Source organism: Indibacter alkaliphilus LW1 (assembly GCF_000295935.2).
Lineage (GTDB): Bacteria > Bacteroidota > Bacteroidia > Cytophagales > Cyclobacteriaceae > Indibacter > Indibacter alkaliphilus.
In genome coordinates this window covers 250,453-274,739 of the sequence record NZ_ALWO02000037.1, presented here as the reverse complement: position 1 = coordinate 274,739, position 24,287 = coordinate 250,453, and the positions used below count along the sequence as shown (strand labels likewise).

Sequence of the window (24,287 nt, the reverse complement as noted above, 5' to 3'; positions counted from 1 at the left end):
AAATGTCAGAGCAACTTAAAATAAGAAAGGCAAGGCCCAGTGATATTTCCAACCTTATAGAGTTTTTCATCCAGATCTATGGAGAGCAAACAGTCTTTCAGGTGGAAGCTTTTTTGAGATATTATTTCCAAAGTCCCTGGAACAAGGAGTCTATCCTAGAGTCAAATTGGATTGGGCTTAATTCGAAGGACGAAATAGTATCACATTATGGAGGCCTTCATTACAAGTTGATTCTGGGCGAAAATATCATTGATACCATCTGGGGAGTGAATGCTTATACATTGCCTGATTGGAGAGGTTTGGGCTTTAATAGTACACTGGTGCAAAAATTATTTGATGCCAACCCAATCAATGCAACCCTAGGAATGGCATTGGATACGCATAAGTTTTATAAAAAATTGGGCTACAATGTCTTTGACCACCAGAGGTTAAAAAGGTATTTGTTCTTATTTAGGGTGGAAGCATTTGAGTTGGTAAATGAAATAGGAGCAGATATTGGAAAGGCAAAGCAACTGGTAGGTTCTCCAATCACTGTCAGCCATTGGAATGACCCCGGACATATTGTAGAACTCAATTCCCAAATGCTTGAAACCCATGGCTTGCAATTAGGCCGACAGGTAGTCTGCACTACACTGAGAGATGAGGGATTTCTGAAGTGGAGATTTTTGGATCATCCTTTTATAGCATATAAAGTCTTTGCTTTTGTTGGAGAAAATGGGATTACTGCTTACTTGGCACTTAGGCCTGAATTGCTTCAGCCTTCTGGGCGGATGGTGGGAAGGATTGTTGATATGTATGGCGATGCTAGGGATTTATACGGAGTGATTTCTTTTGCAATACAATGGGGAAATAATGAGAGTCTTCTGTATTTGGATTTTTCAAAGATAGGCGAATTATATGATCATGTATTAATGGAATCAGGCTTTTCAGTGCTCGAAGAAGATGATGTGGCCTTGTTTCCCCAAGTTTCAGCCCCCGTTGCAAAGAGACCGAATCATGAATATTTAGCACTCAAAAGTCTGGAATTTGATGAGCCAATCATGGCTTTAGGAATCAATGATATATATTTTACCAGAATGGACTCCGACAGAGACAGGGTTGCAAAAATTAATCAGATAAAATGAAGATGGATACTGAAGTGACGATAGTGATGTACCATTATATCAGAGAGATTAAATCCTCAAGGTTCCCTGGTATAAAAGGGCTGGAAATCAAAGACTTCAAAGGGCAGGTTGAATTCCTTCGCCACAATTATAATATTATCAGTGTTGAACATTTGATCGCAGCCATACACGAAGGAGAGAAACTGCCCCCCAAAGCAGCTTTACTTACATTCGATGATGCCTATATAGATCATTACATGCATGCATTTCCTATTTTACAAAACTTGGGAATTCAGGGCTCATTCTATGTCCCTGCAAAAATGATTATCGAAAACAAAGTATTGGATGTAAATAAAATCCATTTTGTTCTGGCTACCATGCAGGATGTAAATTTGCTTATCAAGCAGCTTTTTAAAGAAATTGACATTATCCGAAGGGAATTCGAATTACCTGATAATGAAGTTCTTTATAAAACTTATGCCATTACTAACGGGAAAGACACCGGTGAGGTGATGTTTGTCAAAAGAATGCTTCAGAAAGTTCTCCCGCAGCCCTATCGTTCCGAGCTTGTCAATAGAATGTTTGAAGAAGCCATAGGGATGGATGAGGTAGCTTTCAGTAAGGAATTATATATCAATAAAGAACAAATGCGCCATATGATTGCCGGAGGCATGCATTTAGGGAATCATACCTATTCTCATCCTTGGTTAAACACCTTATCCACACCGGAACAGAAGATGGAAATTCTGTCTTGCAATAAGCTTTTGGAAGATGTAGGAGTTGACATGGAAAATTGGACCATGTGTTTTCCCCATGGTGGACATAATGAGGACACACTAAGTATATTGAAGGATTTAGGATGTAAGCTTGGTTTTTCTGTAAAAGTCAAAGTAGCCAATACAAAAAACGACAATTTTCTCGCCTTGCCTCGACTTGATACCAATGATTTGCCAAAATCATTAAATAAATAGTTTTTTGAAATATCACATATTATATTTCTTTAAAAATTTAAATCCTGACTAATGGCATTTGAGCAATTCCACCTTAAGAAAATGCTGTATCCGCTCTATCGAAGGATGCTCAGAAATACGCCTGCTTTCAAAAGACAAATGGCCTTGATGGAAAAGTTCAGAGAAAGTAATCTTCAAATCCAGGATAATATCCTTCAGAAGCTGAATTTGCACCAAGAACTTAAAGTAGTTAATGGACCATTTAAAGGGTTAAATTATATTCATAAAGCAACAGGTAGTATGTTTTTCCCCAAATTGATCGGCTCTTATGAAGAACCGATTCATGACTGGGTCTATGAAATAATTGGAAATAGTAATTATAAAAAGATAATTGACATAGGCTGTGCTGAGGGGTATTATGCAGTCGGATTTGCAAAAAAGATGCCCTATGCCAATGTCACCGGTTCGGACATCAATCCTGAAGCTTTAAAGCTGGCCAAGCAATTGGCTAAACTAAATGAAGTAAATAACATTCAGTTTGTCGGGGCATTATCCCCTGAAGATCTAGAAAGTATTTGTGAGGTTAAAACCCTTATTTTTTGTGATATTGAAGGTGAAGAAGTTCGAATCCTTGATCCAATAAAAGTGCCGATGCTAACATCCTGTGACATTTTGGTAGAAGCGCATGACTGTTTTGTAAAAGGACTGACTGAATTATTGATTCATAGATTTTCAAAAACTCATCAGATCGATTTGATATGCGATTATCCTTGGAGGAAGATGGACTATCAATTAGATCATTTAGATGAAGAGGAGAAAAAATTCTTACTCAATGAAAATAGGCCTGAAAACATGAGGTGGCTATTTATGAGAACCCAAGAGTATCCTAAAATAAATAAACATTTACGATAGCTATTTTAAAACAACTCCTTTCCAAAAGAATATGTGAGCCCGAAGAAATCTGAAAGGATTTTTTCGGGCTTTAATTTTTTAGTTATTTATGCATCCTATATTTTTGATTTCAATCAGGGTTGAACCTTTTATTATTGTACATGAATTGATAAAATATAAAATGGAATGTTTTTATTTGAACTTTCTCAATTTGCCTGATTATTTTAGGAGAATTATTATTTGAATTGAATTTGGAAGTGTGAAAAAAATTTTAGGATTATCTGCTTTTTATCATGATTCGGCAGCAGCAATACTTATTGGTGGTGAGATAATTGCAGCAGCTCAGGAGGAACGGTTTACCCGGCAAAAACATACACCTGATTTCCCGATTCATTCTATTCGCTACTGTTTGGAGGAAGCAGGTTTGAGCATAGATGAGTTGGACGCCGTTGTATTTTATGACAAACCACTGCTGAAATTCGAACGGTTACTGGAAACCTATTATGCCTTTGCGCCCAAAGGATTAGTGTCTTTTCTTAAAGCTATACCGGTCTGGTTAGATGAAAAGATGTTTCTTAAGAAGCTAATTAAAGATGGTCTTCAAGAGGTAGGGGGTTATGATAAAAATAAGCTTAACCTACTTTTTTCAGAACACCATCTCTCACATGCAGCAAGCGCCTATTTCCCTTCTAAATTCCAAAAAGCTGCAGTTTTGACCATAGATGGAGTAGGCGAGTGGTCCACTGCTTCTATAGGGTTAGGAGAAGGTAATAACTTTCATATGCTGAAGGAATTGGAATTTCCGCATTCTGTAGGACTTCTTTACAGCGCATTTACTTATTTTTTGGGTTTTACAGTCAATTCGGGGGAATATAAGCTGATGGGGCTAGCACCTTATGGTAATCCGGACGACCCTCAGACTTCCGAGTTTGAAAAAAAAATAAAGGAGAATCTAGTCGATATCAAAGAGGATGGTTCTATTTGGCTTGATCAGAAATTTTTCAACTATGCCACAGGCTTGAGAATGGTTAAAGATGAGTCTTGGAAAAGTATTTTTGGGTTTAAAAGAAGAGAGCCTGAGGATCAGCTTGAACAGTATCATTGCAACCTGGCTTTGGCAATTCAAAGAGTGACAGAAGAAATCGTGATCAAAATGGCATTAACTGCAAAGAGAATATGCGATGCGGATTATTTGTGCCTTGCAGGTGGAGTTGCTTTAAATTGTGTGGCCAATGGAAAGCTGTTGCAAAAAGGAATTTTCAAGGATATTTATATCCAGCCTGCCGCCGGAGATGCTGGAGGGGCATTGGGTGCAGCCTTGGCGGTCAGTCACCTGTACTTTGGTGAAGAAAGGGTTTTTAAAACGGATTCAGACCAAATGAAGGGTTCTTATTTAGGACCGGAATATTCTGAAAAGGAAATTCAATTGATGAATAGGAAAGTGAAAGCAGTATGTGAGAAATATAGTGATTTTCATTCACTGGCACAATTAGTTGCCTCAAAGATTGCAGAAGGAAAGGTGATAGGTTGGTTTCAAGGTAGAATGGAATTTGGTCCTCGGGCTTTGGGAAACAGAAGCATTATAGGGGACGCCCGGAATCCTGAAATGCAGAAAAAGCTAAATCTAAAGATAAAATATAGAGAAGGGTTTAGACCTTTTGCCCCTTCTGTTTTGGCAGAAAAATGCGGGGAATATTTTGATCTTAATGAAGACTCCCCATACATGCTTATTGTAGCTCCTGTTTTGGAGAAGAGAAGAAAACTGCTTCCTGAAAATTACCACCAAATGGATCTTTGGGAGAAGCTTTACAGAGAAAGAAGTGATATACAGTCCGTAACTCATCTGGATTTTTCAGCCAGAATTCAGACAGTTCACAAGGAAACCAATTCCCGATATTGGAGGCTAATAGCAGAATTTGAGCGGCAGACAGGCTTTGGTTTGGTTGTCAACACCTCATTCAATGTGAGAGGTGAACCAGTAGTCTGTACTCCTTTTGATGCCTATAGGTGTTTTATGAGTACAGAGATGGATTATTTGGTTATTGGAGATTTTGTATACATCAAAAACCAACAACCGGATTGGGGAAATAGAGAAAAGTGGATGGTTGAATTCAAACCTGATTAAGAATGGCTAAGTACGCAGCGTTAATACGTTTGTTTTTATGGTTTTTTGTTTTGCTTTATATTTCAATCGGATCTAAAGATGAATTTCCCTATCTTTTTTATCCTTTGAGGATTTTGGTGATCCTGATGATTTTATTGGAGACGGCGGCTATTTGCAAAAAAGTGTTTTATGGTTCATTTCCTGAAGGTCTGAAAAATACGATTCTGTCTCTGGCAAGCTTTCTGGTAATTTTCCTCTTGATTGACATCCTATTTATGTTTGTTCCCCGAACCCATGGTATAGGTTCTACTTATGCCAATTCCATTTGGTTTCAGTATTATTGGAAACCTATCAATTCCTTCGGGTTTAGGGATAAGGAACCTGATTTGGACAAAGAGAGTATTTTGTTTGTTGGAGATTCTTTTACTGCAGGATATGGAATAAAAAGTATCTCCAACCGATATTCCGATCTTGTTGAAGAAGGAAATACAAGAGGACTTCAGTCCATTAATTTAGGGTTGAATGGTGCTGATACGGAGAGAGAGTTAGAGATGATGCTGGATTTTGTTACAGAGACTAAAGTCCCAGTGAAAAAGATTGTATTACAGTACTTTGGAAACGATATAGAAGATACTGCCTATGAATTGGGGTTAAACATTAGCAAGACCAAACCTTATGCTGGGGATAATTTTATTGTGGAATATTTGGCAAGAGGTACATTTTTCGGAAATTTTGTTTATTGGATGTTTCCCAAAAATGGAGGGGAAACGTACGAGGAATTTCTAAAAGAGGCCTATCAAGATGAAGCGGTATTGGAAAAGCACTTGGAAGATCTGCAAGGTTTTGTGGATTATGCAGAAAGTAAAGAGATTGAATTGACTGTATTGGTATTTCCCTTTCTTCAGGAAATTAATGAAAGTAAACACTTGTATACTGATAAAATAACTGCTTTTTTTGAGGAAAAAGGTGTTCACGTATTGGATGTAGGTGAGATGGTGGCAGATCTTCCTTTGAGAAAGCGAATCGTCAACTATTCTGATACTCACCCTTCTGTAACTGTGCATCAAAAGCTTGCAGATGCATTGATCAATCATATTAATAACTGACCCAGTATGGAATTTCTGAAGGATTTATGGCTTTTTATGAAGGAAAGAAAGAAGTTTTGGCTTGCGCCAATCATAGTCGTTTTGCTACTTCTTGGCTTTATTATCGTTTTTGGTGGTAGCTCTGCCCTAGCACCTTTTATTTATACCATGTTTTAATATGAAGAAGGTTAAAACCGATCCCACCAAGACAGTTTTGGTCATTACCGTAGGTATGATATTGCTGTATGTTATTTTTTCTTGGGAATGGGCAATTTATGTTTCATTAACTGTGGGTGTATTGGGGATGTTGTCAGCTTATCTGGCGAAGAAGATAGATTGGGTTTGGGGAAAACTTACATTTGTATTAAGCTTGATTGTCCCTAATGTTCTTTTAAGCTTGGTTTTCTTTTTGTTGCTTACTCCAATAGCCCTAGCATCCAGGCTGTTTGGCAAGAAAAATCCCCTGAGTCTCAAAAATACAGAGAAGAGTCTCTTCAAGTCGGTAAAAAAGAATTTTCCTGCAACCAGTTTCGAAAAACCCTGGTAGGTTTAATCCCAAAGATTTTTTTATTACCTATTTAATTGATTTCCTGATCTGAAACTATTGATTTATACCAATTGGATTGCCATTGTTAGTAGAGGTGTAGGCATTGTTTTTGTTTTTGGGTTCATAAAACTTTAAATTATCTATATTTGGAGGCTAGGAAAGCAATTAATCAGCCATTTGTATAAGCCCCGATAATTGAGTTCAGCAATAGATAAAAACCTAAAATCCTTGATAGTGAAAAAGTATTTTCTCTTAAACTATCATTTGAATTGGAAAAAAGTCTTCTTTTTTTTGGGGATACTCTTGTATTTTTTTCTAGAAAATCAAACCTATGCTCAATTAGCGATTCCTCGGGCAGGTTTCCCTTATTGTCAGCCTTTTACAGATACTGGGGATCCAAATGATTTAGAATTCACAATAGCAAAAGGGAATACAATTTCTTCATACAATCCTTTGATCTTGTCAGATGATAGATCATTGGTATTGACAGGAGAATCTATTGAATTAACACCCAGCAGTGAAAATGAAAGAGGTTATGTTTTGATAGATCTTCCTTTTTCATCGGAATATGGAATTAAAGCTTCATTTGAATACTTTATAAATTCTCCATCTTTAAGTGCAGATCTTGGGGATGGGTTGAGTTTTTTCCTTATTGATGGAGAAGTAAATGAGTCTGAATTTCAAATTGGTGGTGTAGGCGGGTCTTTGGGATATGCACCTCATGGCAGTAATGCGAATGGAGCAACATATGCTGGAGGTGATAATTACAATTACACAACAGGTGGTGTTACGGGAGGATACATGGGGATAGGTTTTGATGTTTTAGGTAATTTTGGGAATTTTCAAGAAAAGAGATATGGTGGGTTTTCTAACCCGGATCAATTTAATTTCTCAACACCAAATAATGATATTGAATTCTATCCAAATTCTGTAGTAATTAGAGGCCCATTGGTAAATAATGACAATAGGAGGAAGAATGGAGATCCTCCACCAGTTATAGATACGACTAATCCTCAATACAACAGTTATCAATTCAGAGCTGGTAAAATTGTATTTTTCGATCCTTCAGATGATTATGGAATAGTTCAAAATAGGGTAGACAATGGAGTAGGGTCCCTTCCTTCAAACTCTCCCTATTTTATGCAAAATAGTCAGTTTAGAATTGGTAATTATTTATCTCCTTCTGATGTTGATTGCGAGCAGCAGCAGTTGCCTCCCGGTTATAGAAAGGTTTATATTGATTTAAAACCTACAGGTATACCGAGTGAGCCTTACGATGTTACAGTTGATGTGCTCGTAGGCAACAATCCGGTTCCGGTAAATATTTTTAATAATATTAGATATCAAGGTATAGCTCCCCAAACATTGAAAGTAGGGTTTGCCGCTTCTACTGGAGCCCCTTTTTACAGTCGTCAGGAAATCAGAAACGTTGCTGTGCAAGTTTCTAGCCTTGAAAATGCCCAGCAGCCTAACCCACCGAGCTTGGAGAGAACTATCTGTATTGAAGATTCGGATGATGTGGATTTCCCATTTTGTGTGGAGTTACCCTCTTCTGCAAATGCATTTATACAATGTATTAATCTTTTCCAGGATGATCCAGGAGCCGCTGATAATGACTTTACAAATACTACTCAGTTTGGTTGTGGTCTGGATGATGTCTGTGGTACAAGATGCCAGGATATTCCCGAATTACCATTTTTCCAAAACGGGGTACTTGTTGGGACATTCTTTGCTGACCTAGAGGATCTGGACACAGATAATTTTGAAGAAAGAAGAACCCAGGCAAGGATACGCTTTGAACCGGTTCCAGGTTTTTTTGGCACGATCACGGCTTACTATAAAGTAGTTGATAATTTTGGTCTAGAGTCAGATGGGATTCCAATCACCATTACAATTAACCCCCTTCCTGAATTCGTTGATTTTGGAAATATACAAGAGCCTACCTGTGACGGGCAAAGTGACGGTGCGATAGATGGTGTTGTAGTTGAAAATCTTGTTGAGGGTTATGAGGTGAGGTGGTATGATGGACAAGGAAATCAGGTAAATCCTGATTTATACACAGCTGATGAAACAAATGTTGGGGGATATATCAGGGCAATCTTAGGTCTGAACGGTGTTAATCTGGGATCATACTCTATTGAGATTTTCAACCCTACTGGTGATGATTCAGATCTACTCTGTTCTGATGAATTTGACGATGTGGATGTGAATACCTGTTTTGTAACTCATGATTTCCCAGAGATAACTCAAGAACGTGGCACCCCTGTGATTTTGGTGGATCCTGTTGATGTAATCTGCGAACTGACTCCCTTGTTTATCCAGGCGGATGTAGATCAGGTGTATAGGGATAATGTTCCTGGAGATCCAGAATTTTTATGGTACACAGATGAAAACAGACAATTTCCTATTCAGGAGGGTAATCAGTTGAATATTAATGGAAATCTTATCAATACTGGCGCCATTTCCATTTCTGCTGATGGTTTGATTTCTTTTGCCAGCCTGCCCCAAGGGAATTATTCATTTTTTGTGGATATAATGGATACAGATTTTCCGGATGATGGTAATTTCTGTATGTCAAGAGGAGAAATGACCCGTATAGACGTGACAGTGGTACCCGAACTTACAGGAGTGGTTTCGGCGATAGCTGATTTGTGCAGGGAGGAGATTGGGTCTATTGCAGTGGATGTGGACGGAGGCCAGGGAGCAAAAACTTACAATCTATACAGGGAAGGTGAAAATGATCCCATTCGTTCTGAAGTGTCAAATGCCAATCAGTTTACTTTTGAGAATTTATTACCAGGTGTGTATGAAGTAGAAGTTTTTACCCAAAACCCATCTTGTCTGGTTAATTTAGGGCCAGTAGAGGTGGAAGGGCCTGAATTCGCTTTGGAAATTGAGGAGCTTTCCATTCTTCCTGCAAGTTGTGGAGAGGATAACGGAGAATTTTCATTTAGGATCAATGGAGGTAATCTGAGTTATGGTTCACATAATCCACAAATAAGCGGAGGTACTTTTGAAAATTGGGAATTGGATCCGGACAATCAGGCATACAACTTCTTTGGATTGCAAGGAGGTGTGGAATTTACCGTAACGATTGATGAAGGAAATGGCTGTACAATCAGTTATTCTTTTAATGTGCCGGACACACCTGAACCTGTTTTTGATATTATTGGCGACAGGGTAATATGTGAGAACGAAGATGCTGTTTCCTTCACTGTTGATTTTGATTTCTTTGAACTTCAGAACGAAGCCAGTCCGGTTTTCATTTGGTACGAAGATGAAGAAAGACAAAATCCCATTGCCGGAGGGACGGGACCTTTTGGCTTTGACTATAGCATTGATAGCAATACAGGGTCTTTGGAAATCAGTAATCTCAGTATAGGGGAATATAGCCTTTTTCTGGAAATGACCGGCCCTTTTACCTGTGAGGGAGTCTTCGAAAGACTGGATTTTAGTGTAAACCCACTGCCTGAACCAATAGTATTTAGGGAAGAAGCCGCACTGTGCTTCGGTTCTGTGGATGGAATCATAGAGATGGGCCTTACAGAAGGAGATATTGCTGACTTTGAATTTGCTTTGCAAGGCTTGACGGATTTTCAGGATAGCCCTGTTTTTTCAAATAACATAGCTGCAGGAAGCTATATTGGGCTGGTAAGGAACAAAAGTACAGGTTGTGTGGCTGAAATTGATATCACTATTGATGAACCGGAATTACTCGAGGTCATTTCCCTGGGCTTCCAGGATCCTACCTGTGGAGATTTCAATGGAGTAATCGAATTTTCAGTATCCGGTGGAACAGCGCCTTACAATGTTTTTATCAATGGAAGTTTGATCAGTAATTTTGATTTTACCGAATCAGATGGGAATTACAGGGTAACCAACCTTGAGCCAATCAGCTATATAGTAGAGGTTGAGGATAGTTTCTCTTGTTTGGCACAAATTGACCAGGATTTTGATTTGGTCAATAATGAAGGCTTTGAGATATTTTCCAATCCTCTAGAAGATGAAATCTGTGAAGGAGCCAATGTAGAATTTACTCCTGACTTAGATGTTCCCACGGGTGCATCCCCTGAATTGAAATGGTATTTTGATGCTGCTGCTACACAGGAGGTAAGTTCTGGGAGTATAGGTGGACTCACCTACGCCATTAGCGATGATGGAGTTCTGACTGTTTCCGGTTTGGACCCGGGGAGTTACACCTATTATTTGGAGATTTCTGGTGAAAACATCTGTACTTTGATCAGTACCGCTGAGGTCAATGTCTTACAAGCTATAGATGCTCGTGTAAACATCGAAAACATCAACTGTTTTGGTGATACGGACGGTATTATCAATATTGTGAATGTCATAGGAGGCTCAGGAGATTTTGAGTTTAGCCTAAATGGGGTTGATTTTCAAACAGAGCCTATTTTTGAAAACCTTGCCCCAGGTAACTATACCTTGAATATACGTGATGTTAATTCAGCTGAGGGCTGTTTCCTTGAAATTTCGGATTTATCAATTGAAAGTCCGGAAGCTCCTATTTCATTGGAAAGGTTTGAGGTTTTTAGAGCCTCATGCGGTGAAGCCAATGGACGGATTTTTAATGTAGATGTTCAGGGTGGATGGGGAAATTATTCCTTTGAGTGGAGAAGTGATGATCCTGATTCAGGAGAATTACTGACTCAGGGAAGTATTGAGGAGTTGGATGGCATTTTTCCTGGCACATATTACCTTATAGTTCAGGACGAAAATGGCTGTGTTTCCATTTTTGATTTTGAGGTTGGAGCCTTATCTGATCCTGAATATGCCTTGGTTCCACCGATGGATGTATGTTTTGGGGATGATGTATTGATCAGGCCAGTGCACTTAGCTCCGGATCCCAGTCTGCCACCTGCAGCAGCGACAGAGGTATTTTGGTATAAGGAAGCTAACAGGCAAGGTCTTATTGAGGATGGGGTGGATTCTGAAAACCCCGAGATTGTATATGCCATTGATGACAGCAGTTGGATAAACCCAGAGCTTAGGATTTTAGGTTTGGCTCCAGGTGATTACACTTTTTACTTTTATGTAGCTTGTACCGATGTGGAAATACCTGTTGAAGTCACTGTTCACCCAATTCCCGAACCTATATTCGAAAGTCAAAGGGTGTCCTGTCATGGAGCTAATGATGGGAGGATTTTGCTTTCCGGACTTGGGGGTGATTTCGATGTTGAGTTTTCAGTCAACGGTGGAGACTGGATCAGTCAGGAAGAATTAGAGGAATTGCTTTTTTCTCCAAACACCTATAGCATTGAGACCAGGTCTGTTTTTGGATGTTCTCCTGAAATTCAAATCATTGAAATAGAAGGTCCTGAACCATTAAATTTGGAGTTTATAGCCTTGAAGGATGCCTCTTGTCTCCAAAAAGATGGAAATATAGAAGTTGCTTTTTCCGGAGGATGGCCTTCTTACGCTTTAATCCTGACCAATTTGGATAATGGCAATAGCTTAGAGTTAAGTCTGGGTGAAACTGGAACTTTTGTGTTTGAAAATTTGGGTAGCGGAACCTATGAGGTAACACTTACTGATGCAGAAGGCTGTTTGGCCAATTTGTCTGATCCTGTTGTTATTGAAGATTTGCCGACTGAAATTGTTATTGATGAGCGTTTTGACATTTGTGAAGATGAAACATTAACCCTCAGCCCAGAAATCAACCCCGATGCAACAGAAAGAAATTTCAGATGGTACAGGGAAAACATCAACCCGGCCAATGAACTGAGTGATGGTCAGAATGAGGGTGGAGTCAGCTATAGCATTGATGCAAATGGTTTTTTGAGTATAAGTGGGCTTGAATCAAGAAGTCAGGCCTATGTTTTTTGGGTGACCGTAGAGGGGCCCGAGGTATGTGAGGGTGACAGTAAGGAATTGGAGGTGTTTGTTTATCAAGAGCCGGTCTTCACCGCTGATGTGATTGATGAGGTTTGTTTTGGTGAAGGTGGTTCTATACTTATCAATCCCGAGGTCAATGTTTCTGATTTGGAAATCAGTATCAATGGAGGAGGTTTCCAGAGTTACCCTGATAACAGGATTGATAACTTAAACCCTGGATCATATTTTCTTGAAGCGAGACATGCATCAGGTTGTACATACATTTTGGAGGATGATCTCCTTATAGAAGGCCCGGACTCAGCCTTGGAATTGCTCGATATTCAAACTCTGGATACAGAATGTGAGGAAAATGCCGGTAGGATATCCGGTACCATGAAAGGAGGCATAGCTCCATATGAAATACAGTTGACAGATGCTTCAGGCAATGCATTGAATTTAAGTCCTGAAATCACTGGAGATGATTTTGTTTTTGCGAACCTGCCTTCTGGGGATTATATACTGGTCTTGGAAGATGCCCTTGGGTGCATTGTTCGGGAGGATCAGATCATTGTTTCAGACATACCGACTCTGATTGATGTGGATGATCTGATCAGTATTTGTGAAGGCGAGACAGCTGTATTGATGCCTTCTATCAATGTCTCAGGTGCCAATCCTGAGTTTTTATGGTTCAGTGATCCAGATAGGCAAACCCCTGTAATCTCAAATCAGGCAGGTCCAAATGGGGAAAGCTATGAAATCGATGCAGCAGGAACTTTAAGGGTAAGGAATTTGCCCGTGGGAGCTTCGCCTTATTTCTTCTATGTAGGAGCTCAGGGAGAGGGTGTCTGCGGCGATGACTTGGAACAAGTTGAAGTGATTGTCAATGAACTTCCTCAGCTTAGGGTGTCTAATCCCTCAATCGTATGTGATCCTACTGAGACGGTTGATTTGACCCGTTATATTGAAGGTTTTGATGCAGATTTGTACGATTATATTGTGGTAAGTCCTTCAGGAAATAGTCTCCGTTTAGATGAATTGGAAGAGGTAAGCAGCTCAGGAAATTACAGTGTGCAGGTGAGTACCAAGGGAAGTGATTGCTACACCCCAGCTGAGCGTATATTGGTGATCATAGCAGAAGAAGAGGTTATCGCCAATTTTGATTACCAATTGGATATTGGTGGGGGAAACATTATTGTGAATCAGGATATCAATATTCTGGAAGATGTGGAATTTACAGACTTGTCCACCGGGGATGTAGTCATTTGGAACTGGGACTTTGGTGATGGGGCAGTCAGTTCTCAGCAGAACCCCATTCACCAGTATCAAGAAAAAGGAATATATACCATAAGACTGACCACCATTGATGTCAATGGATGCCAGTCAGAGTTTACTAGGGTGGTTCAGGTTTACGATGATTATCTGATAGAAATACCAACTGCCTTTACACCTTCCCGTACCGATGGCAAAAACAACTACTTCAAACCTGTTTTTAGAGGAATAGCGAGTATGAAACTTTATGTCTTCAATACCTGGGGAGATTTAATTTATGAGACAGACAGCCTAGAGGATAGAGGCTGGGATGGAACACTGAATGGCACTATGGCTCCTAATGGAAATTATGTTTATAAGGCGGAGTTTGAAACCAGAGGAGGAGAAACCATAGTAAGAACAGGGGTCTTTATGCTTCTTCGATGATTTTTATTGATTTACTGAAAAAAACACTATTGCGAAAACGTTGGGGTAAATAAACTTTTAACCATTATTTTTTAAAAATCAATTGTCTGCCATCAATTTCAGGACCTGTTTCAATTTTTCTAAATTAATTTTAAAATCAGCAAAACCTGTTTGCTGACTTGTGGCAGGATTGAGGGTATAATAATATTCATGGCCTAAGTCTGAAGCCATTGCGAAAAAACTTTGACTTAAAGACCAAGAGTCTCCCATATTCCTAAACTCAAGAACCTTTCCTCCTTCAGGCATAAAAATCATATTGGATAACCCTGCCCCGTGAAGCCCTGCCAGATGACTGCATTGTCTGATCATGTTGACCTGATCTTTTAAACTAAATTTTTCCATAACTTGGATTTCATAGCCAAAGTCTGAAAAAACACTTTCCACCTCAGGCTCGTTCAGTACTTTTCTATACTGAGCATCTTTCCTGCTGATATAAATTTTTCTAAAAGGTTTTTCCTGGATTTCCCCGATAAATGCTTTACTAAGTTGTTGGAGTGCAGTTTGTTGGAACTCACCTACATTCCCCATTCTGCTCCCAGCTTTAAGTTCTCCGATTTTGTAGTTGATTTTAGGGTCGTAAAAAAGAAAAGGTAAATCAAGTAGCTCCATTGATTCCTGGACAAATCTAAGCTTCCTGTAGCTATGGGGCAAAAGAAAAGGGTGTTCCTGAAGTAGGTCTTTCATCATGTACATCCGGGGAAGAGCTTCACCCATCCAGTGAAAATAATTATCACTCCAATTATCTATCCCCCAAGCTGCTTTTTCAATATACTTCACTTTTCTGCTGTAATTGAGGGCAAGTCTTTTGAGTTTGGCTGTGCATTTAAAGGGGATCGCATGGGATAACTGGTCCTGAATTTTGAGCGGATGTTTTGTCAAAAGGCTATCCTGAACCAAAATACAATTCTTAAAAGTCTGAACATCAAAGCTTTTGATTTCTTTTACAAAATAATCTTTGAAAATTTCGAAATCGGAACTTTGGTAATTAATCGGTTTTTTTCTTTCAGATATATAAGTAGGAAGTATCCTTAAAAGCTGGGGCTGACTTGGCATCAAGGGTGTTTTTCTGGGACTGAAATGGTTTTTACTGAATATGTGCCAAAAGTAACCAAAAACATGAAAAAATGCTTTAAATAAATTTTCGAATTGTTAATTGAAGAGAAGCATTCTTTGTATATATTTGGCCTTATTGTTGTAGCGAAGCGGATCAAATCTATTGGTTCCCTTCACCCCAGAGCCCATAGTAGTTAGTAAGAATATAAGTGTTAAAACTGTTTTGCGCAAGCAAGGCTAATGGATAAGAAATATACTATAGGGCTAATTCGATTTGTGTTTTTTTGGGCACTGCTGGGTTTATATTCACCAAATCTTTTAGCTCAAGTAATCATTCCGCGTGATGGATTTCCTTATTGTGAGCCGTTTACGGGTTCAGGATTTAGGCAAAATACTGTTTTGGGGGGAAGTCCCAATATTCCTATTCTGACTGCCTCAACCCCAGAACATGTGGATGGTCAAGGGTTTTTAAGACTAACCAATAACAACAATGACCAGCGGGGTTATGTGTTTGTAGATCTTCCGTTCTCTTCGGCATATGGTCTGAAATTCTCTTTTGAATATTTTATGTATGGAGGATCAGGTGCAGATGGCATTTCTGTCTTTTTATTTGACGGTAATATTTCAGAGGCTGATTTTCAGATTGGTGGTTGGGGAGGTTCTCTAGGCTATGCTCCAATCAATGCCCCAACAAATGTTCCCCCTGTTATCCTTCCTGGATTGAAAGGTGGCTACTTGGGTTTGGGGTTGGACGCATTTAAAAATTTTGGAAATAATATGGAGGGAAGGTTTGGAGGTTTTGATGACCCGAATGCTCCTCCAATAAACACTTCATTTATTCCACCTGCCTTAGGTAAGGATTTTTTTCAATCCATCTCCATAAGGGGTCCAGAAACAGAGGATTACAGGTTTATAGCAGGGAAAAGGGTGCTTCACGGCCCTGACAACGAACCTAATCCGGCAGTTTTGTTGCCTCCAGCTTCATATTTATATCCAAATGTTGCCGACATAGATAAAAGGTTTTCCTTAGCTTCTGCTGTAAAGGCTGTGGACTGCGACATAGATGGGTATAGGAAAGTATTTGTGAACCTGAAACCAGTAGGAGGTGGATTTTATCTTCTTTCTATTGACATGTTGGTCAGGTCAAATGGGTTTAGAAGGGTAGAACCTATAGTGACTGATATTCCTTATAATTTCCCTGCACCTGAAAACCTTAAAATTGGATTTGCAGCCTCTACTGGTGGTCAAACCAACTTTCATGAAATCAGGAATGTAACGGTGGAGGTATCTGATTATTTGGCTATCCCCATCCCTGAGGTGGATAATCTGAGAGCGGAGATCTGTGAAAATGAGGAGAATTTATTCGAATTTGATGTGACACTTACATCAGACAACTCCTTTGTAAGGTGCGTACAACTCTACGAAAACGATCCCCTAGCTCCAAACAATACTCCTCCAACAGGAGGAGATCCAAGTGATAATAATTGTGGTGCATCTGATGTTTGTATTGAAAAATGTAATCCATTAAATAATTCAGTCACAATTCCCGGTAAGGGTACTTTTACAGTAGAACTGGACGTAAATGTTGATTTAAGTGATGACGAAGACAGGGTGAAGGCTGCCATTAAATTTGTGCCAGAACCAGGTTTCCTGGGGGAAGCTGAAATCTACTATCAGGTCATTGATAACTATGGGCTGACGTCTTTTGCGAAAACAGTTACTGTTGTTTCCAATCCATTCCCTGAAGAAAAAGATAAAGGGGATATCGATTTTCCGACCTGTGACGGCCAGGGCAATGGTAGGATTTTTGACGTGGAAGTTTCCTCTCTGGTCAATGGTTTTGATTATGAGTGGATATGGCAACCTGTTTCAGGTACAGAAGTCAATCTTGGGAAAAGTGGAGCTTCTGAGGTTTTTGATTCAGCCACAGGTATTGGGCTTTTTGAATTGGATAATGTCAATTTAGGTACTTACACCTTAAAAGTTTGGAATCCTTCAGACGAAGATGGCTGTCCTTTAGAAATTCCTATTGAAGTGGATCAGGAGCTTGGAACCCCAGTAGAATTGACTTCAGAGGAAGAGGTTATTTGTGCTTTCCAGCCTGTAAGTTTTACTCCTTTTATTGACGGGCAGTTTAATCCTACCGGTATTCAAGCCGATTTCAGGTGGTATCGGACAGCAAACAGAACAGGAGCTCTGGTTGACGGTACTACGGTTACTATCAACGATAGAGCTGTACAAGTGGAAGTAAGTCCAGAGGGGATATTGACTTTGACAGGCCTTCCTTCCGATGGAGCAAATATTCAGTCCTATGAATTTTTCGTTGAGGTTGCTTCCCAAAACAATTCCAACTTTCCCAACGCACCCAATTTCTGTCCGTTTATCGGTGATATTCAGACCACGGCCAGAGTTACAGTTCACCCACCCATAAATGCGAACTGGAGCAGCGATCCGGATTGGTGCAGAGCGGGAATAGGAACTGTTAGTGTGAGCGCAACAGGGGGAAATGGTGATAAGACATTCCGTCTATTGGATTTGGCAGGACAGCAACTTCAAGGGCCAAACAGTACAGGTGAGTTTACAGGATTGTTACCTGGAGAATATGAAGTTGAAGTCACTTCTTCTGGACCGGATTGTATAGAATTGATTGATGTCAATGTTCAAGGTCCTGAAGAAGATTTATTGATTATTGAAGAGGCAAGGCAAGAGGCATCCTGTGAATTGGACAATGGACGCTTTAGCTTTGAAATTTCAGGTGGAAATACACCTTATTCCAGTAGTAATATCAGTATTTCAGGAGGACCTTCCAGCAATTTGATTGCTGGTTCAGGAGGAGTTTATACCTATGAGGGCTTGGCTCCCAATACACCATATACCATTACCTTCACGGATGCCCAAGGTTGCCCTGCTTCCATGGATTTTACATTAAATGCCATTACCAAGCCTGTTTTTGATATCATTGAACCTGCTCCGGTATGTGAAGACCAAAGTGGACTTTTTATTGATGTAACCTACGACTTCTTCGAAATACAAGCAACAGCGGTACCTATATTTAATTGGTATACTGAGCCTAACGGTGGAAGCCCAATCGGAAATGGGAATGGGCCTTTTTGGATGGTTTATGATATCAATAATGCCAATGGACAATTGAATATAAGCGGTTTGCAGGCAGGTGTCTATACGCTATACCTTGAAATGTCAGGACCTGATGCCTGTGACCTACCCAGAGAAGCGGTCACATTTGAAATTTTCGCCCTTCCTGAAATAGAAATAGCCTATAAAAATGATGTCTCCTGCTTTGGTGGAAATGATGGTGAAATAGAAATCAATGTACTCAATGGCTCAATCACTGATTTTGAATTTAGAATTGATGGGCCATTATCCGCAGGGTATCAGGATGCTCCGGTATTCAATACAGGAATTATCCAAGGCACCTACCAGGTTTTTGTAAGAAATAAAATCACTGGTTGCGAGGAGAGTACTTCCATTGTGGTTGAACAACCTGATTCTTTAGTTTTAGATCTTATGGCTCAGGAAAATTCTTTCTGCGGCCAGGAAAACGGCACTATAAACATCAGAATTAGTGGAGGAAGCCCTATTTATGAACTGCTCTTGGATGGGACTCCAGTAAGCGGCTTTGATTTTTCGATAGATGGTCTGGATATCACCCTAACTGACCTTAGCCCTGGTGACCATGAATTGATTTTAAGAGACAGCAATCTTTGTGAGACTGGGTTAAATTTCACAGTGGAAGCAGATCCTTTTGCCGAATTTGATGCTTTAGGAGATATAATTTGTGTATTGGATGGGAATTCAGGATCAGCGAATACGGCCGTCTTGAGTCCGGTGATAATTGAATTGGCTTCAGCCAGTCCCGTATTTATTTGGTATTATTTGGATGGTTCAGGAAATGAAGTGCAGATCAATACAGGGGACAATGTGCTTGGTGCCAATACGAGTATTGATGGAAATGGAATCTTATCTTTGACAGGCTTACCAGCAAGTGCTACTCCTTATAAGTTTTTCTTGGATGTAAGCGGAGACAGGGTCTGCGTGGAACCCAAAATTGAAGTAGAAGTGTTGGTAAATCCTTTACCTGCGCCTGAATTCGATTTTGTAGCACCTACCTGTCATGGTGCTTCTGACGGAGAGATTATATTGACTGCTAATGGAGAACCTGAATTCAGCTATGAACTGGTGTCAACTGGTGAAATTAACAACAGTGGCCAATTTACAGGTCTTTCAGCTGGAACTTATCAAGTCAGAGCTACCAATACGGTGACTTCATGTTTTGACTTGATTGAAGTAATTATTTCAGAACCCGATCCATTGCTGATTTCTTTAGAAAATCTGCTGGATACTTCTTGTAATGAAGACAACGGGCTCATTGAAATTTTGATTTCGGGTGGTACTCCAGGTTATTCCATGTTGTTGGATGGTGAAGAACAAACCGCTTTGGATCTTGATGTTGAGGGCAGTATTGCCAGCATTTCAGGTTTGGCTCCGGGTACATACAGCATTCAGGTGTTGGATGCCAATGGCTGCGAACTGAGTGAAACGATTACCATAGAAGCCTCTCCAATACCTGTTTTTGGAGTTAGCAATGCTGAAATCTGCGAGCAAGATCCAGTCAGTGGAGAATCAATTACTGCTGTTTTAAGCCCTGAGATCATTGATTTAGCAGGGTCGGTACCTGTATTTACCTGGTATTATATTGATGCGCAGGGAGATACCTTGCAGATTAATTCCGGAGATGAAATCTTCGGTGCTCAGGTAAGTATCAATGCCGGTGACCTCAATCTCACAGGTTTGACGGCTTCAGAAAATGCCTATGAATTCCTTATGGATGTTTCAGGAGATGGCGTTTGTCCTGCTCCTATGATTCCTGCTACAATATTGGTCAACCCATTGCCTGCCCCTATATTTGAAGTAGTAGATTTGACTTGTTTTGAAAGTAATGATGGTCAAATCAATCTGACTGCCGGAGGTAAGAGCAGCTATACTTACTCGCTCAATACAGGCGAGAGTAACCAGACCGGTAGTTTTAGCAACCTTGCAGCCGGGGATTACAGTGTTCGGGTAGAGGACCCAAATGGGTGCTTTTCCATTTTTGAGTTGGGTATTCAAGAACCTTCCCCATTGCAAGTGCAAGCTGTTGATAGCACAGATCCAAGTTGTGGGGACAGTAATGGGGAGTTGACTTTTTCTGTGAATGGAGGAACATCTCCTTATATAATTACAGTCAACGGACAGGGAATCAGTGATTTTGAATTTGAAGAGAACAGCAATAATTATACCCTTACAGGACTTTCACCGGGTTCTTACAGTGTGAAAGTAAGAGATGAGAATGGTTGTGAGCTGGAGGTTAACGGTCTTTTTAACCTTGTAAATAATGAAGGTGTGTCTGTGGACTCACAGCCGATTTCAGCAGTTTATTGTGAGGCCAATACAGCTGCATTGGTACCTGATATCAATGTGCCTGCCGGGGTAGTGCCGGAGCTGCGCTGGTATAAGACTTCAAATACTTCGCAGCCGGTAGTCTCAAGCTCAGATCCGGCTGAAGATGGCATTATCTACAACATTGTAGACGGAGTTCTTTATCTGGAGGGTATCGGTCCTGGTGTTTATACTTATTATTTGAGAATATCAGGCCAGGGAATCTGTACGCAGCTTACAGAAGCCAATCTTGAAATTTTGGAAGGCTTGACAGCCTCTGTTGAGGTGGAGCCCATTACCTGTTTTGGGGATGAGAATGGATTGATCAGTGTAGGTTCAGTTTCTGGGGGAAGCGGTGGCTATGAATTTAGTCTTGATGGAAATAATTGGCAAAGTGAAAGTAGTTTTGACCAGCTGGCTTCAGGTATTTATACCATTTATATCCGAGATGCTGTTTATCAGGATGGCTGCCAACTTCTTATTCCTGATGTTTTGGTAGATGCTCCTGAGCAACCAATTACTGCCAATACTCCTGATGTTTTCAGAGCTTCCTGCGGTTTGGATAATGGCAGGATTTTCAATTTGCAGGTCACAGGTGGATGGGGAGATTTCACCTTTGAATGGAAGAAGGATGATCCCATCAGCGGGCAAAGTCTATCAGGTGGAACTTTAGCAGGGATTGAAAACCTTGCACCGGGTACATACTTCCTTCTTGTAAAGGATGATTTTGGCTGTGAAGCTGTTTTTGATTTTGAAATTGGTACCGCACCTGATCCCGAATATGAATTGATTCCTCCAATGGATGTTTGTGAGGGACAAGATGTGATATTGGCACCTGTACATTTGGCATCTGGAGCGCCTGCGTCTCCTACAGATGTGTTCTGGTATAAGCTTCCCAGTCAAAATGGACTGATCAGCGAAGGATTGGATCCCGATAATGCTGAGGTGTCCTACGCCATTGATGATAGTAATTGGATCAATCCAGTATTGACAGTAAGTGGATTGGCTCCAGGGGTTTATACGTTTTATTTCTATGTATCCTGTACGGATACAGAAATGCCAATCCAAGTTACTGTCCATCCTACACCTGTCCCTATAATTGAAGTAGAACGGGAGAGTTGTGCAGGAAGTCAGGATGGTAGTATAAAAATAGTTGGAAATGCTCCTTCTGATTGGGTTTATTCAGTAAATAACGGACCTTGGGAGAGCAGGACTGCTTTGGAAGGTAGGAATTTTGGACCTGGTATTTATGCCCTGCAGGCAAAGAATTCCTTTGATTGTATCAGCGAAGTTGAAGAAGTAGAGATTATAGCAGCCCAGGCATTATCACTCGAATTGCTGGATAGTAAAGATGCGGCTTGTGGCACATCAGATGGTTTGATTGCTATAGGGATCAAAGGAGGGTGGCCAGCCTATACATTGAAACTGACAGAATTGAATTCCGGGCAAGGGAGAGAAATACAGACTTCTGATTCGACATATACATTCAATCAGCTGCCTTTGGGCAACTATGAGGTTTCTGTGACTGATGCAGAAGGCTGTAGCTTTACCTTAGCAAACGGTATCAATATTGAAGATGGGCCTACTGAAATCCTTATCGACAACCTTTTTGAAGTTTGTGAGGGAGAGATAATTGATTTACTTCCTGATGTAAATCCAGCTTCTTCCAAAAAGACTTTTAGGTGGTACAGGAACATGGTCTCTGCTGGGAATGAGATCAGTAATGGTCAAACTATAGGAGGTGTCAATTACCAGATCAATGCCCAAGGTAGGTTGAGAATATCAGGTTTGAGTTCTGAAGACTCTCCGGCAGTATATTTTGTTACTGTAGAAGGTCCCGAGATCTGTGAGGGTGATCAGAAAAGGGTAGAAGTAAGGGTTTATCCCGATCCCCAGTTTACAGCCACAGCAGTAGACGAGAACTGTTTTGGTGAGGGAGGAAGTATCATCATTAACCCCGTGGCCTCTGCAGCAAATATCCGCTTCAGTTTGAATGGAAGTGCATTTACTACATATCCAAATAATATCATAGAGAACTTGCAACCTGGCAGCTATACCCTTACTGCAGAACATGCTTCAGGCTGTACATTTACTTTGGCTGAACCTGTGGTAGTATCAGGACCTGATGCGGCCCTTTCTCTGTCTGATGCCAAGGCAGTGGACGCTTCCTGTGCTGAAGAGAATGGTATGTTGAGTATGAATGTGAATGGGGGAACAGCTCCTTACACGGTTAGCCTACAAATGCCAAATGGAAACTGGGTAACTCCGTCGTATTTATGGAGTAATGATTTGCTGGAAATAAGCTCAATTGGTATAGGCAGCTACAAAATTCAGATCACTGATGCTGCTGGATGCCAGGTTATCTCGGAAGACTTGATAGTTGGTGATAGCCCAACCCCTTTAAGAGCCGATGATGTATTCATCTGTGAAGGAGAAATTGCGAATTTGATTCCGTCTATTCCAAATTCCAGCCTCAGTCCTACTTACAAATGGTATCTTGACCCCAATGGCAACAATCAGATCAATTCAGGTTATACTACGGCGGAAGGAGCCATATTCACTATCTCCAGCATAGGTAGGGTGGGGATAGAAGGTCTTCCGGCAAATAGTCAGCCCTATAAATTCTATGTGACAGTGGAAGGGTCTGGGGTTTGTGACGCTGAGATGGTGGAGGTTTTGGTTCAGGTAGATCCACTGCCCCAATTGAGGACTTCAAACCCTTCTATTGTATGTGATCCGAATGAAACTGTTGATTTAACCCAATTTATAGAAGGATTCAATCCTGATGTGTTTGATTACTTTATCACCTCTCCAACTGGAGCATCCCTACGATTGGCTGATTTGAGGACAATCAATCAGTCAGGTACTTACCTGGTTGAAATGGGCTTTAAAGGAAGTGCCTGTAGAACTAGTACTGAAAGGATTCTTGTTTTGATTGCAGATGAGTTGAATGAAGCTTCCTTTGATTATCAACTTGAGATTTTACCGGGTCAGGTTTTGGTCAATCAGGATATCAATATTTTGGAAGACGTGGAGTTTATTGATCAATCAAAGGGAGATATTGTTATTTGGAATTGGGATTTCGGTGATGGGAATACCAGTAGTTTGCAAAATCCTGTTCACCAGTATTCAGAAAAAGGTGACTATGTGATGAAGTTGGTGACCATTGACTCCTTTGGATGTCAGTCAGAGTTTACCAGGTTAGTTCAGGTGTACGATGACTATTTGATCGAAATTCCCAATGCATTCACTCCATCAAGGTTTGATGGGAAAAACAACTTCTTTGTTCCTAAATTCAGAGGTTTGGCTGATATGAAGTTATATGTTTTCAACACGTGGGGAGATTTGATTTTCGAAGGAGAAGGACTGGAAAATAGAGGTTGGGACGGAACGCTGAACGGGGTAGAGGTGCCTAATGGTAACTACGTGTATAAGGCAGAATTTTTAACCAGAAGTGGGGAGAAGGTAAATAGAACAGGAGTATTCCTGCTTATTCGCTGATAAATTTAGAATTAAAGAAAGAAATATTTTTCTTTGCAAATCACTTATAGCTGT

Annotated in this window: 10 protein-coding genes; 9 read left to right on the top strand and 1 reads right to left on the bottom strand. The window is 40.3% G+C overall.

Annotated elements, in window-relative coordinates; all coding sequences use genetic code 11:
* Window positions 1–2: 2 nt before the first annotated feature.
* The 8 genes from A33Q_RS13625 (at window position 3) to A33Q_RS13595 (ending at window position 14,204) form a co-directional block, all read left to right on the top strand.
* The gene (locus tag A33Q_RS13625) at window positions 3–1,124 is read left to right on the top strand and encodes a GNAT family N-acetyltransferase (protein WP_009033411.1); all 1,122 of its coding nucleotides are present in this window, start codon (window positions 3–5) and stop codon (window positions 1,122–1,124) included.
* Window positions 1,121–2,074 (top strand): polysaccharide deacetylase family protein, encoded by a 954-nt coding sequence (locus tag A33Q_RS13620; protein ID WP_009033410.1) that lies wholly within the window; start codon window positions 1,121–1,123, stop codon window positions 2,072–2,074. The genes A33Q_RS13625 and A33Q_RS13620 overlap by 4 nt, the downstream gene beginning before the upstream one ends.
* Window positions 2,075–2,125: 51 nt before the next feature.
* Entirely contained in the window at window positions 2,126–2,965 is an 840-nt protein-coding gene (locus tag A33Q_RS13615) for a methyltransferase domain-containing protein (RefSeq protein ID WP_009033409.1), read from the top strand.
* 238 nt (window positions 2,966–3,203) lie between these two features.
* Window positions 3,204–5,069: a carbamoyltransferase family protein gene (locus A33Q_RS13610; protein WP_009033408.1), complete on the top strand. Its 1,866-nt coding sequence runs from the start codon at window positions 3,204–3,206 to the stop codon at window positions 5,067–5,069.
* Between the two features lie 2 nt (window positions 5,070–5,071).
* The gene (locus tag A33Q_RS13605) at window positions 5,072–6,154 is read left to right on the top strand and encodes an SGNH/GDSL hydrolase family protein (protein WP_009033407.1); all 1,083 of its coding nucleotides are present in this window, start codon (window positions 5,072–5,074) and stop codon (window positions 6,152–6,154) included.
* A 6-nt stretch (window positions 6,155–6,160) separates the two neighbouring features.
* Window positions 6,161–6,310, top strand: a complete 150-nt coding sequence (locus A33Q_RS22450; RefSeq protein WP_009033406.1) for a DUF5989 family protein — start codon at window positions 6,161–6,163, stop codon at window positions 6,308–6,310.
* Window position 6,311: 1 nt separating this feature from the next.
* Window positions 6,312–6,680: a hypothetical protein gene (locus A33Q_RS13600; RefSeq protein ID WP_009033405.1), complete on the top strand. Its 369-nt coding sequence runs from the start codon at window positions 6,312–6,314 to the stop codon at window positions 6,678–6,680.
* Between the two features lie 234 nt (window positions 6,681–6,914).
* Window positions 6,915–14,204, top strand: a complete 7,290-nt coding sequence (locus tag A33Q_RS13595) for a PKD domain-containing protein (RefSeq protein WP_009033404.1) — start codon at window positions 6,915–6,917, stop codon at window positions 14,202–14,204.
* Window positions 14,205–14,282: 78 nt separating this feature from the next.
* On the opposite strand, the gene A33Q_RS13590 is transcribed toward A33Q_RS13595, so the two are convergent.
* Window positions 14,283–15,296, bottom strand: a complete 1,014-nt coding sequence (locus A33Q_RS13590) for a glycosyltransferase family 61 protein (protein WP_009033403.1) — start codon at window positions 15,294–15,296, stop codon at window positions 14,283–14,285.
* A gap of 240 nt (window positions 15,297–15,536) precedes the next feature.
* Between A33Q_RS13590 and A33Q_RS13585 the strand changes: the two genes are divergently transcribed.
* Window positions 15,537–24,233, top strand: coding sequence for a T9SS C-terminal target domain-containing protein (locus A33Q_RS13585; RefSeq protein WP_040490457.1), 8,697 nt, complete (start codon window positions 15,537–15,539; stop codon window positions 24,231–24,233).
* The last annotated feature ends 54 nt before the right edge of the window (window positions 24,234–24,287 follow it).